General features: G+C 30.9%; 13 protein-coding genes. 3 read left to right on the top strand and 10 right to left on the bottom strand.

Annotated elements, in window-relative coordinates:
• Positions 1–35: 35 nt before the first annotated feature.
• The gene (locus QMG30_RS23250; protein WP_281819515.1) at positions 36–524 is read right to left on the bottom strand and encodes a tRNA (cytidine(34)-2'-O)-methyltransferase; all 489 of its coding nucleotides are present in this window, start codon (positions 522–524) and stop codon (positions 36–38) included.
• An 18-nt stretch (positions 525–542) separates the two neighbouring features.
• A complete protein-coding gene (locus QMG30_RS23245) occupies positions 543–1,019 on the bottom strand; it encodes a chemotaxis protein CheX (RefSeq protein WP_281819514.1) in 477 nt (158 codons plus the stop codon).
• A gap of 320 nt (positions 1,020–1,339) precedes the next feature.
• On the opposite strand from QMG30_RS23245, the gene QMG30_RS23240 reads away from it, so the two are divergent.
• The 3 genes from QMG30_RS23240 (at position 1,340) to perR (ending at position 3,898) form a co-directional block, all read left to right on the top strand.
• On the top strand, positions 1,340–2,347 hold the full coding sequence (locus tag QMG30_RS23240; RefSeq protein WP_281819513.1) for a uroporphyrinogen decarboxylase family protein: 1,008 nt from the start codon (positions 1,340–1,342) through the stop codon (positions 2,345–2,347).
• Between the two features lie 108 nt (positions 2,348–2,455).
• Positions 2,456–3,388 (top strand): AraC family transcriptional regulator, encoded by a 933-nt coding sequence (locus QMG30_RS23235; RefSeq protein WP_281819512.1) that lies wholly within the window; start codon positions 2,456–2,458, stop codon positions 3,386–3,388.
• Between the two features lie 90 nt (positions 3,389–3,478).
• Positions 3,479–3,898 carry a transcriptional regulator PerR gene (gene perR / locus QMG30_RS23230; protein WP_281819511.1) on the top strand — a complete coding sequence of 140 codons (420 nt, stop codon included), beginning with the start codon at positions 3,479–3,481 and terminating at the stop codon, positions 3,896–3,898.
• Between the two features lie 94 nt (positions 3,899–3,992).
• Here perR and QMG30_RS23225 read toward each other — a convergent pair whose 3' ends face one another.
• The 8 genes from QMG30_RS23225 to QMG30_RS23190 form a co-directional block, all read right to left on the bottom strand.
• Entirely contained in the window at positions 3,993–5,156 is a 1,164-nt protein-coding gene (locus QMG30_RS23225; RefSeq protein WP_434784586.1) for an aminotransferase class I/II-fold pyridoxal phosphate-dependent enzyme, read from the bottom strand.
• 2 nt (positions 5,157–5,158) lie between these two features.
• Positions 5,159–5,641, bottom strand: coding sequence for an Lrp/AsnC family transcriptional regulator (locus QMG30_RS23220; protein ID WP_281819509.1), 483 nt, complete (start codon positions 5,639–5,641; stop codon positions 5,159–5,161).
• Positions 5,642–5,673: 32 nt separating this feature from the next.
• A complete protein-coding gene (locus QMG30_RS23215) occupies positions 5,674–6,669 on the bottom strand; it encodes an AIR synthase family protein (protein WP_281819508.1) in 996 nt (331 codons plus the stop codon).
• Positions 6,635–8,539 carry a VanW family protein gene (locus QMG30_RS23210; RefSeq protein ID WP_281819507.1) on the bottom strand — a complete coding sequence of 635 codons (1,905 nt, stop codon included), beginning with the start codon at positions 8,537–8,539 and terminating at the stop codon, positions 6,635–6,637. Before QMG30_RS23210 ends, QMG30_RS23215 begins: the two co-directional genes overlap by 35 nt.
• A gap of 204 nt (positions 8,540–8,743) precedes the next feature.
• Positions 8,744–9,247 (bottom strand): flavodoxin domain-containing protein, encoded by a 504-nt coding sequence (locus QMG30_RS23205; RefSeq protein WP_281819506.1) that lies wholly within the window; start codon positions 9,245–9,247, stop codon positions 8,744–8,746.
• 328 nt (positions 9,248–9,575) lie between these two features.
• Positions 9,576–10,142 carry an S-layer homology domain-containing protein gene (locus QMG30_RS23200; protein ID WP_281819505.1) on the bottom strand — a complete coding sequence of 189 codons (567 nt, stop codon included), beginning with the start codon at positions 10,140–10,142 and terminating at the stop codon, positions 9,576–9,578.
• A gap of 175 nt (positions 10,143–10,317) precedes the next feature.
• The gene (aroF, locus tag QMG30_RS23195) at positions 10,318–11,313 is read right to left on the bottom strand and encodes a 3-deoxy-7-phosphoheptulonate synthase (RefSeq protein WP_281819504.1); all 996 of its coding nucleotides are present in this window, start codon (positions 11,311–11,313) and stop codon (positions 10,318–10,320) included.
• A 677-nt stretch (positions 11,314–11,990) separates the two neighbouring features.
• Positions 11,991–13,697, bottom strand: coding sequence for an extracellular solute-binding protein (locus QMG30_RS23190; protein ID WP_281819502.1), 1,707 nt, complete (start codon positions 13,695–13,697; stop codon positions 11,991–11,993).
• Positions 13,698–13,717 lie beyond the last annotated feature (20 nt).

The following is a 13,717-nucleotide window of genomic DNA, read 5'->3' as shown; positions in this document are numbered from 1 at the left end:
ATTCTCTAAATAAAAACTGCCATATGAGCTACCCTCTACCATTTAAAATTTCTGAGTTCACCTTGTAACTGCATATGTGAAAAATTCTGCTGTCTTAATGATTCATATAATACGATAGCGACAGCATTTGATAAATTCAATGACCTGATATTAGGTTCCATTGGTATTCTAATACTTGTATTCGGATATTTAATTAAAATATCCTCAGGTATACCCGCACTTTCTTTTCCAAACATTATGAAGCTATCTTTTTCATAATCAACTTCTGTGTATGTTTTTTTTGCCTTAGTAGTTGCCATATAAATAGTAGCATTAGGATTTTTATTAATGAAATCCTCGAAATCATCATATACATGTAAATCTAACTTGTCCCAATAATCAAGCCCTGCTCTTTTTACTGACTTTTCATCGATAAAGAATCCTAAAGGCTTGATAAGATGTAAAGCTGTTCCTGAAGCAACACAAGTTCTACCTATATTTCCAGTATTATATGGTATCTCTGGTTCATGTAACAATATATTCATATACGATCACCTTATCTTTTATTCTTCCACTATAGATATATTTATTTCAAAAACACTATCATCATTAAATTTCAATGGTACACATATATTTTTTGAATGATTAACCATAATATTCATATCTTTTCCTAAACATATTGATGGTGGAGTTATGTCAACTATTAATCCTTTTTGAGATAATGCGGTAGCGGCATTACCCAGTATCATATTTGATAATTCACTAATAGCACTTTTAGCCATATTATTCAATTGATCCACTGGCATTCCCATCATCATCTTAGAAGCTATATTACATGCCGCACTAATGCTTAGTGTAAGTATAACTTGTCCTTTTATATTACCTGTAACACCTATTATTACAGCTAACACATCACCCTCATACTTAGCATCTTTCAAATAAGGCTTTTGCAATTTAGTTTCTAATTGACATACATCTCGTAAAATCTTCTGGGCAGCTCCAATAAACGGATTAATATACTCTACATTTATTACCGACATATGCTTTTCATCCTTTCGCTTCTAGTCAATACCTCTGTATAAATAAACATCTCTTCTAAATAAAATACTACATCTAATTATATATTTCAATAGAAAATATTGTACCATATTGAATAATATTGTTCAACTATATATAATCTTACTTATTAAATATTTTTTCAAATTTAACAACATTATATATTTCATATCAATATATATTATAATATATAATTATATTGAATTCATAGCATTATTTTATAAAAAGATAATATAATTTCTTAAATTAATGGTTATCAACCTTGCTATACTAAGTTATACATTAATTAAGGGAGGAATCATATATGAATTCTAGAGAATTAGTATTTAAGGCATTGAATTTTGATAACCCTGACAGAGTACCTAGGCAAAAATGGACATTACCTTGGGCTAATATCAATTATCCTGATGAACTTGCAACTATCAACTCAAGCTATCCTGATGATATAATAGGCTCACCTGGTTTTTGCAAGGAAAAAGATATATCTGTAGGAGATTCTACTGAAATTGGAGAATCCAGCGATGCATGGGGATGTAAATTTCTTAATTATCAAAGAGGTATCATAGGAGAAGTAAAAGAACCTCTAGTGAAAGATGAGAACTGGAAAGATGCAGATAATATTCATATTCCAATAGAATGGTTGACAATAGATAATGACAAAATAAATGACTTCTGCAAAAAAACCGATAAATTCGTTATGGCTGGTGCCTGCCCTAGACCCTTTGAACAGTTGCAATTCATAAGAGGAACAGAAAATCTATTTATCGATTTGATGCTTAGACCTAAAGGTCTTATGGATTTCATGAGCAAAATGCATGAGTTTTATTGTAAACTATTGACAAAATGGGCAAAAACCAATGTAGATGCTTTAAATTTCATGGATGACTGGGGCTCTCAAAAAAGTCTTTTGATAAATCCAAGTATATGGGAAGAGTTGTTCAAACCCATGTATAAAGATTATATAGACATAGCACACAAACATGGTAAAAAAATATTTATGCACTCAGATGGCTATATCTTAGATATTTATCCACATCTGATAGAATTAGGACTTGATGCTATTAATTCCCAAATCTTTTGTATGCCAATGAATGAACTATCAAAATTCAAAGGTAAAATTACTTTCTGGGGTGAGATAGATAGACAAAACTTGCTTCCTAACGCAAATACAGATGAAATCAAGGATGCAGTAATGTATGTCAAAAACAACTTATGGGATAATGGTGGATGCATAGCTCAATGTGAATTTGGTCCTGGTGCTAATCCAGATAACGTAGAACAGGTATTCAAGACTTGGAACGAAATATCGTAACTAAACACATTTAAAAAACTTCATATGGTCTTGTTGAATAGAAAACATAAATTTGATATACTATATTAATATAATTATAATCATCAATAGAAAGGCTATATAATATAGATGGCTAAAAATATATTAAATATAAATCTATCAAAATATAAAAACGATTTTATAATATTGAATAAGATATTTTATAAAGACATTCTAGTTAATGATATTCTATGTAAAATACTTGGAATCAATTATATGCATACAGATTCCAATTGGAATATCCATAAGCATAAACATTCTTTTTTTGAATTTCATTATATAACTGATAATTATGTTTTCACTACATCCAATGGTATAAAACGCAAAATTACTCCAGGCATGTTCTATATATTAGCACCTGGAGTATTGCATTCTCATAATCAAGAAAACGTAGGACATACTGGTTTTTCTATGAGATGGGAAATATCATTAAATAATACCAATGGTCAATCATTATGTAATCTGAAATCCAAACAATTAATTACCGCATTTTATAACATCACATCAGAACCTTTATACGACGATGGTACGATTATAGAAAGTGTAATAAACTTATTAAAAATAGGCAATTTGCCACTAACTGAATTTGAACTTCAACTAGCTTTCTTTCAAATCATCATAAGATTATTGCACTTTTACAATAAAGACCTTTCTACCTTCAAAAGTACTACTAATAATAGTGATTCTTACGATAACAACATTATCAACAATTCTATCCAATTTATAGAAGACAATTATTATCAAGATATAAACGTTACAGATGTAGCTAATTCAGTTCATGTCAGTTACAGCCACCTTTCTAGACTATTTAAAAATAATGCTGGAGAAACCATTAATAAATATATAAAAATGGTACGATTGAAAAAAGCCTCCTATTTATTGAAATGTACCAATAAAGATATGAAAACCATTGCTAAAGAAATAGGTTATAATAGTGAGTATTATTTTTGTAATGATTTCAAGAAGAATATAGGCATGTCACCTGGTAATTATAGGAAAAATAGCTCTACCCTTTCAGAGTAGCTTTCCTCCTTCTTATCAAAACTTGACAAACAATATAAGAGGAGTATAATAGTTACTAGATAATAATTATTATTGAAAGGAGAAAATAGTATGCAACATATAGCTGAGCTATTAAAAGCACACAAACTTAAGGTTACTCCTCAAAGAATCGCTATATTCAAGATACTATATGACAGCAAGGAACATCCAAGTGCAGAACACATATATAAATGCTTACAAGAAACACATCCTACCATGAGTTTGGCTACTGTTTACAAAACTCTTGACACTCTAAAAAAAGCAGGATTGGTCCAAGAATTTAATGTAGGCGAAGACAGTTTTAGATATGATGCTAATGTAAAAGCACATCCTCATATGATATGTCTAAAATGCAACCAAGTATTTGACCTTAATACTGAAAAACTAGATAATATAAAAAAATATGTAGAAGAAGATACAGATTTTGATATTCAATATGAAAAAATATTTTTCTATGGAATATGCGGTAACTGTAAAAAAGAATCAAATTAATAAGAAAAGGGACTTTTCTAATATAATAGTCCCTTTTTTATTTTATCAATAAATCTATTTATTTTTCTCATACTGGAACGTTATTTATTAAAATCTATTTTATTAACCTACTAACAAATTTTTCGATTCTACTTATTGCTAATTTCAGATCTTCTATACTATATGCATAAGAGCATCTAATAAATCCTTCACCACTATCTCCAAATGCTGTACCCGGTACAACAGCAACCTTTTCTTCCTTAAGTAATCTATTCGCGAATTCCTCAGATGTCAGCCCTGTCCTCTTAATAGATGGAAATAAGTAAAAAGCTCCTAATGGTTCAAAACATTCTAGACCCATTCTCCTAAATCCTTCTATCATGACTTTTCTTCTTCCATTATAAGCGTTTCTCATTTCTTGTACATCGGAATCGCTATTTTTTACTGCTTCTATAGCTGCATACTGACTTGTTGTAGGAGCACACATGATACCATATTGGTGAATCTTAGTCATAGGTGCTATAACCTCTTTTGGTCCTACTGCATAACCCATTCTCCAACCTGTCATAGAATATGCTTTTGAAAAACCATTAATGATTATCGTTCTTTCTTTCATACCTTCAATAGAAGCTATAGAAACATGCTTTTGTGCATATGTAAGCTCTGCATATATTTCATCAGATAAGACTATCAGATCATGCTTGATCGCAACTTCTGCAATCTTCTTGAGATCATCCCTATCCATTATAGCCCCTGTCGGATTATTAGGAAATGATAAAACCAATATTTTAGTTTTGTCTGTTACATATTGTTCAACTTCCTCTGGTGTTAATCTAAACTCATTTTCTTCTTTTAGAGGTATAGTTACAGGTTTTCCTCCTGCTAGAAAAGCACATGGTTTATAAGAAACGAAACATGGTTCTGGAATAAGGACTTCATCCCCTGGATTAATAAGTGCTCTAAAAGCAAGGTCTATTCCTTCACTTCCACCAACTGTTACCAATGTTTCAGTCTTATAATCATAATCTAACTCAAATCTTCTCTTTAGATATTTACATATTTCGTCTCTAAGTTCCAACATACCTGAATTGGATGTATAAAAAGTTTTTCCTTTTTCTAGAGAATAAATTCCCTCTTCTCTAATGTTCCATGGGGTATCAAAATCAGGTTCTCCTACCCCTAATGATATTGCATCTTCCATTTCTGATACTAAATCAAAAAACTTTCTTATACCAGAAGGTGGAATTACTTTAACTTTCTCTGATAATTTCTGCTCCAACATTATGGTGTCACCGCCATTCTCTCGTCTTTTTTATTTTTTTCTAGTATTATACCATGGTCTTTATATTTTTTAAGTACAAAATGAGTGGCTGTACTTAAAACCGATTCTAATGGCGCTAATTTCTGTCCTACGAAAAGAGCTACTTCTTTCATAGTCTTTCCTTCAATAATTACAGTTAAATCAAATCCTCCTGACATAAGGTAGACTGCTGTAACTTCTTTGAATCTATATATTCTTTCAGCGATCTTGTCAAACCCTTGTCCTCTTTGAGGAGTCACTTTTACCTCAATCAATGCTGTAACCTTATGAATATCAGTTTTGTCCCAATTGATAATCGTATGATAGCCACATATAATCTGTTCTTTTTCTAATTTACTTAGTTCTTTTGCAATATCTTCTTTGGGATTCTCTAATATAGTGGCTAGGTCATCAACTGTTACCTTACAATTCTGCTCTAGTATACCTAAAATTTCTTGTCTCATATATAGTACCTCCACTTTTAATGTTTTGTATGTTAATCTAGGCAATTAATAACTTTATATAACTCATCTGCTTTAGGTGGGGTTAGTGCTCTTCTAGTATCGGATTGAACAACTATTCTGTCTTTTCCTTCTACTATTTTGCCAATTACTGAAGAATTGATTCCTGCTTCTCTCAACTTGTCTACTAATAATTCCCCTTCATATGTAGTGATAATCATGCATCCGCTAGAAATTAGCTTATATGGATTGATGTTATAATATTCGCATATTTCAATAGTCTCTTGTTTTATAGGAATATCTTCAAGCTTAACTTCAAGACCTACATTAGAACATGCTGCAACTTCCCACAGAGCTCCAAATACACCACCTTCAGTTACATCATGCATAGAAGTAGCTCCGTGTTTCACGGCTATCTTTGCCTCTTCTACAACAGAAATACAATCACCTAGCTTTATAGCATTATCAATAAGATCTGAATTGAAATGTTTCCTTAACTTATCCTCATTATCTTTAGTAATTATTGCAGTCCCTTCTAAGCCAGCCCATTTTGTAATAATTACATCTTGTCCCACTTGCGCTTTCCCTGTTAGAACAAGTTTATTTTTCATGGCTTTCCCAATACCGGTTACTGAGATAATGGGTTTATTAACTGAATTAGTGACTTCTGTATGTCCTCCCATTACCTCAATATTTAATATTCCACATTGATTATTGACATCTCGCATAATCTTTTTTAACTCTTCTTCAGTAAAACCTTCCGGAAGAAGTAAAGTTAATAGAATACCTACAGGTTCTGCACCACTAGAAGCTAAATCATTGGCTGTAATATTAACCGCTAGTGACCCGATATCTTTTACTGCACCTGTTATTGGATCTGTTGATACAACACATACTTCATCTTTGTCGAATTGTATTGCAGAGCAATCTTCACCAACATTAGGTCTAACGATAACTTCATCTCTGTGTACATTAAGTTGCTTGAATATTGATCTCTTAAGTACGGTCTCCGGTACTTTTCCCAGCTTCATCATCATCGACTCCTTCGTCTGTAGCTCCATCATTTTCCCTGATATCTTCTATGTCAGATTCATTATTATTGACATTATTTTCTGAAATATTACTATTCTCATTATCCTTGTTGCTGTCATCAGTAGTATCTATAGGCTTTTCCTTTTCTTTATCTACATCTGAATGCTGAACACTTTCATCATTATTATCTATGTTACTGTCTTCATTCTCTACTGAGATCTCACCATTATCTATATTACTATCATCATTGACTATTGGACTCTCATCATCATTATCTACATTGTTGTCTTCATTATCTGCTGAGCTCTCATCATCATTATCTACATTACTGTCTTTATTCTCTACTGTATTCTCATTATTATTATCTGCATTATTATTTGTAGAATCATTTTCTGGATCTTCTATAGTACTCTCTTCATCATCAATAACATTTATTGTCTCTACAGCTTCATTTTCTGTTATATTATCAGCTTCCATAGTTCCATCAGGGTTCTCTATTTCTGCTACTTTTATTATAGCACTAACTGGTTTATAATAACTGGTATTTATCAATTGTTTATCAGTTAATTTATCATTAACATAAATAAGTTTGAACAATTTCACTTTATATCCACTAGAACCTTTTTTAGTAGTAATTTTCTGTCCAGGAGCTAAAGAACTATCTTTTACATACTTAGGTTCTGGAGGAGCAATCTTCTGAATAACTTCCGTTTTAAATTCAACTCTCCTATTGCTATCTCTTTCTTCCTTGCCATATAACCTAATTGTTACTTTTCCCCCTTGTACATAACTTTCAATGAACACAGGGTATTCTGTAGTATTTTCAAAAACAAAATCAATTTGTGTGCCAGCCATTGTAGCATCTTTACCTAATTCAACATAAGTTACAGGCAATGAATGATTTCTTCTTTCTATAACTTTAAGTTCAGCCATCAAAACAGCATTATATAATGTAGTAGAAACTTGACATATTCCTCCACCAAGTCCATCTTTCACCTCTCCTGAAACAAATATTGGAGCTGCCTTATAACCATTCTTGGTACTTATAGGACTTATAGCCCCATGAGTAGCGAAATCTTCACCTGGATAAACTATTGATCCATTCATCTTGTTACAAGCAATTATCAAGTTCTTAGTTCTATCTTTATTATTATTGTGTGGAGTAGTATATTCCCCTATGACATCCTTTACATTACTATAATACTCTTTTGTATATTGAGGTTTTGTCTCTTCTACAACAAGTGTTAATTCCTCTTTAAAATTATCTATTGCATTTTTTAGATTAGCAATATTAGTTTCAACATTTAAATTCAAGCCATCTATTTCTTCATCTATAATAAACTCACTATTTTTTCTATGTATTATAGCATTTTTTGGCTCTATATTAAAGTCATTTTTAATAGATGTAATAAATTCTTTTATTTTCTCTTCATTATATATATTTTTTACACTATAATCAATTTTATCTTCTTTCAGTTTTATTATTTTATTATATCTATCCTTAAGACTTCCTGTTTTGAATAAATTATAAGCTTCATCCACTACTTCAAGATAATTAGATTTGAATTCAAAATACTGATATGACTTTTTATAAACTTTATCTTTATAAGATATAGTTATCTCTTTATCAAATATCTCTTCATCAATTATATCTTCCATTTTATCTAGAGCTTCATCCTTAGTCAATCCCCCTATGTCTATCCCTTCAATACTGATTCCTTCGTAAATTACGTCTCTGTTGACAACTTCTTTCATATTATTATTTCTAATGAAAAAATAGCATACTATAGCACCAATAACCACTACGGCGACAATTACTGTTATCCAGATCCATTTCTTTTTTTTATTAGTATTCTTTAGTTCTTCCATCAAAGTATCCTCCCTCTAAAACAATCCTAAAATAAATACCTTCATATATTATATTATTTATTACAATGTCAAAAGATGATATGTTCAAACAATATTTGAAATTTTTTTCTCTTGTCAAAATCGCTATATTACGCGTAAATAAGTCTATATATACATTGAATGTATATATAGGCTTATATATGATAAGATAACCATTTTTATAAGTTAAATAAACCTATTAAGTGATTTCCCATATTCTCTACATTTCTTTTCATTCAGTTTACTATAACTACCCATGAGTTTTGAAATAGAATTCATATAGCTTTCGACACTTTGAAGTTCATTGGAACTCAACTCACTATTATCAATTTCCCCAGCAAATACGGCAGTCTGATTAATTTGCCCAGGAATGATATCGGTGAAAGCTTCAATATTCATTTCTCTTTTTGACTTTTCTTCATTATCTGAAGAAACAACAAAGACAGATTTATTCTTGTTTTCCAGTTCATTCCTATTTCTAGTAATGAAATTGCTCATTTCTGGAAGAGGTTCGTGTTCATATATAGGTGTTCCCAATATGATATAATCATAATTAAGATTATGAACGTTATTTACATTTAGTACATCTACATTTCCTCTAATTTCTTTACCAATCCATTGCGCTATTTTTTCTGTACTTCCATGCTTAGAAGCATATGCAACAAGAACATCCGATGTAACATTACGCATATCAAAACAACTCCTTATTAATTTATTAATGATTATACTTAAAAAGTGCTTTTAATTATTTTGTCCAATTAAAATTCTAATATACTTGTCCCTCTTAAGTATTTTACCATTATATTAGTAAAATTGTTAGATAAATATGTAATTTATATCAAATAATTTATATCCTTTAGAAATGAATATCTTTTAATATGCTTATTTAATAATAAAATAGACTTTATTTAGCAAATTAAATGTCATAAGTCAAATTAAGACCTATAAACAATTTGGCCTTAGCTAAAATAAAGTCTATCTCATATATAATATATATATAATTTTTTTTAGGAAATTTTTAATTATTTAAGTTAACTAGAATAGTATCCCATATCAATACACTTACTTCTCCTCTAGTAACTTTCCTGTGTACATTATAATCATCTTCGATGGAGATTATTCCTATTTCTTGTGCTTTGTTAATATAATTAGTCGGCCAATCACCTTCAAGATCTTTGTTTTGACCTAACGCATTAACTAATATCGTTACTACTTCTGCATAACTAATATTGTGAAGAGGTCTGAATGTTCCACCGGTATCACCTACAATCAACTTTAGATTATAAGCTTTTTGAATATCAGGGACAGCCCAGTAATCGGCTTTTACATCACTAAAATTCTTACCTTGCCCTGGAACTTCCTTATCACTGTATCCTAATGCTCTAACCAATAGAGCTGTAACTTCCGCTCTAATAATATACCTATCCAATCCTAGTGTACCATCTGTATAACCTTTTAGGAGTCCAAGCGTATGTAGCTGATTACCTGCATAATTTTCCTCATCAGTGGCAGCAGTTACAACAACACCTGTTATATTAACCATAATCAAGATACTTACTAACATTATTGCTATTTTATTTTTCACCATTATCCCCCTTACGTTTTATCAGTCAGTAATACCATTAACTAATTCTAGAAAACAACAATTAGTTATATATCATTATAGCATACTTTTCCAATTTATAGATTACCAAAAGATAACAAATTCATATCAGTTTAATTAACCTATGTTTCTTAATAAGGGGGGAAAAATCAACACCTTATTGCTTTTTGATTCCTAATTCATTCATGAGTTCTTTGAACTTAGATGGTTTTAAAGATTGTGCACCATCACACAAAGCACATTCAGGATTATTGTGTACTTCTATCATTAATCCGTCCGCTCCAACAGCTACTGCTCCTTTTGATAATGGTCTAACCATTTTCCATTTTCCAGTTGCATGACTTGGGTCAACGATAATAGGTAAATGACTTATTTCTTTTATAACTGGTACAGCACTAAGGTCAAGAGTATTTCTAGTATATGTCTCGAAAGTTCTTATTCCTCTTTCACACATGATTACATTCTCGTTTCCTTCTGACATTATATATTCAGCAGCCATAAGCCATTCTTCAATGGTTGCACTAAGTCCTCTTTTTAATAATACAGGCTTTCCTATTTGTCCTGCTTTTTTAAGAAGTGCAAAGTTCTGCATATTTCTAGCACCTATTTGAATTACATCTGCGTACTTGGCAACTACTTCTATCGTATCTAGACAGATAGCTTCGGTTACAATAGGTAATCCTGTTTCTTCACTTGCAGCCTTTAATAATTTCAATCCTTCTTCACCAAGTCCTTGGAAACTATATGGTGAACTTCTTGGCTTATAAGCCCCTCCACGAAGTAAAGTAGCTCCTGCTTCTTTAACATCTCTTGCAACTTCTATCATTTGCTCTTTTGTTTCGACTGAACAAGGACCTGCCATTATAGTTAGATTATCTCCTCCAATTTTTGTATTACCTACAGTAATAACTGAATCTTCTGGATGGAACAATCTGCTTGCTAATTTAAAAGGATGTTGTACTCTCATTATTTTTTCGACATCATCATAACTTTCAAGCTGTTCTTTATTAAGCTTGCTTGTATCTCCTATAAGCCCTAGTATACTATAATTATGTCCAATCGTTTCATGAACACCCATTCCCATTGCTTCTAGTTTTTTTATTAATCTATCTATATCTTCTCTTGGTGTTTTAGCTTTCATTACTATAACCATTATTTTATTCCTCCATTTTTTATCTTATATTATTATCAGTTACTATTCTATTAAATACTCTGCGCATAGTATTTAATCTGAGATTCAAAACTAGCTTTATTAGAATTAAGGAAAATACAAAGTACCACTTTCCTATTATTTATAAAAAAAAGAAGCTCCTAAGAGCTCCTCTAAATTTCTTTAGTATATTAAAAATTCAATATCGGCTTCTTATGATAATCATTCAAATTCTTTAATTTTTTTAATGCAAAATAACCAGCGCTAAAAAAGTAAAAGCCCCAGCTAAAAAAGTAAAAATAATATGAATTTGAATTTGTTTGTTTTATTAAGTCTATCATAAAATCACCTTATCAGTTTGTATTATTATTCATCACTACAAATATTTCAATAAATTAAAATTGTTTTATTAGTTGTTAACTATATAGAAAAATTCATACATTGTCAAGTATTTTTTTTAATTTTTCAATTGGATTATATTAGAAAATAGAAAAGTATGCTTAATTTACTAGTGAATATATATACATAAACACCTTTTATTAAATGGATTACAAAAAATAAATAATAAGGGGCAGTTAGCATTATGGTCATATATATAATCAATAACCAAGGGAGGAGTAAGAGCCCCTTAATATACTAAATAATTGAACTATCTATCAAATTACGAGACATATCCATCATTAGAATAGAATATTATCATCTCTCTTATCAGCTTCTTCATTGATGAACTCTTCATACTCTAGAATACCGCCATCAATCAAATATTGGCAATACTCGTCAATTATTTTCTTAGCTTCTTCTTCTGTAGATGCGAAATATGCCCTTTCTCTATAATCTCTCCATAAATCTCCGTTAAGCAATTCATTTATTTCATCTTTCTTATCATAATCGTTTATGAAATTACTAGCTCTATATCCATCAACAATAGTATCCGGTACAATATCTTTGATTATATGCTCATAAGTTTTATCTGGTATTTCGGATTCACCTGGGGTGAATTCTCCCCACTCACTCATATATGGATATAATGAGATGAATTCCCTATACTCTCCTTGAATTCCTGTTTCTGTTTTTAGAGTTCCTTCTTTATTCATTTCAATATATTCTTTTCTCATTTTTGGCTTACCATCAACCATATCATAGTGTTCTCCTTCAACACCATAAAATGCCAATAACTTACCTTCTGTACTATTGAGATAATTAATAGCTTTTATTGCTGCTATGGCAGTTTCCTTATCTGTATCAGCAGGAATGAACCATGCAGGTGATCCTGCTCTACCTTTCAATGCATTTCCTCCTATTTGCCCTCTACTATTTTTGATTGGGCCAACAGGAACGTATTCCATTTCAGGATGGTCCTTGTATAATGTGTTCTTATAGAAATCCTTCTGATGGAAATAATGAACTCCATGTAACGCATATTTACCAACTGCATGTTTTTCTTTTGCGATAGTATCATTTTGTCTAAAAGCTTCAGGGTCAAATAAACCTTCTGCCACTAATTTTCTCATGAACAATATCTCGTCAAAAACTAGAGGACCTCTTCTGTCGACAATAGCTTTATCTGTTTCAGGATCAACCCAAAAACCACACATGTATCCAGTATGATAAGAACGGGTCAATTGATTGTAATCCCATCCATTATGCCAGTTTCCTGCTGGAATAACAGGATTTCCATTAGCATCCTTAAAATCTCCTGCTTTTACTTCTTTCAAGAATTCATATATTTTTTCTGAATGGTCAAAGTCTTCAGGCTTCCAGCCTAAATCCTCCATTATATCTTTTCTTACATATACACAATATCCCCAGTTTTTATTATCTTCTGGTTTAGCAGGTAATTGATATGGAATTACGTAAGTATGTCCATCGAACTCTTTACAATATATATCATTTTCCAAGAAATCTTTTGCAGATCCTTGTTCGAATTCTTTGATATTCGTTCCATATTCATCTAACAAGTCTTCAAGAGGCATAACCATACCTTGGCTACTTGCTCTTTTAATTACTGCTGTTTCTCCTCCATTACCTCCCCAATAAGGTGCTGTAACTAGATCATAAGGAACATCTCCTGAAGAAAACATCATATTAAGATTTTCACATTCTGATGATGTGGCATATTCTATATCAAGAATTACACCTGTCTCTTCTAAGATTTTATTAGCCACGACATTATCATAATGGTCTCTAGGGGCATTACCACTTGAACCGTTCCAACATGAGAACACTTTAACGACTATAGGTTCTTTTTCATTACCATTATCAGTTACATTACCTTCTTCATTATCATTGGTAACACTTGTTTCTTTACTTTTACAGCTTACTAATGTAGAAAAAGTCAATAATACTACCATTACTAAACAAATAAATTCCTTCATATTTCTTTTCATTTGAAAACCTCCCAAAATAT

This window comes from Vallitalea longa, from assembly GCF_027923465.1.
Taxonomy (GTDB): Bacteria; Bacillota; Clostridia; order Lachnospirales; family Vallitaleaceae; genus Vallitalea; species Vallitalea longa.
This window is presented reverse-complemented; position numbering and strand designations above follow the sequence as displayed.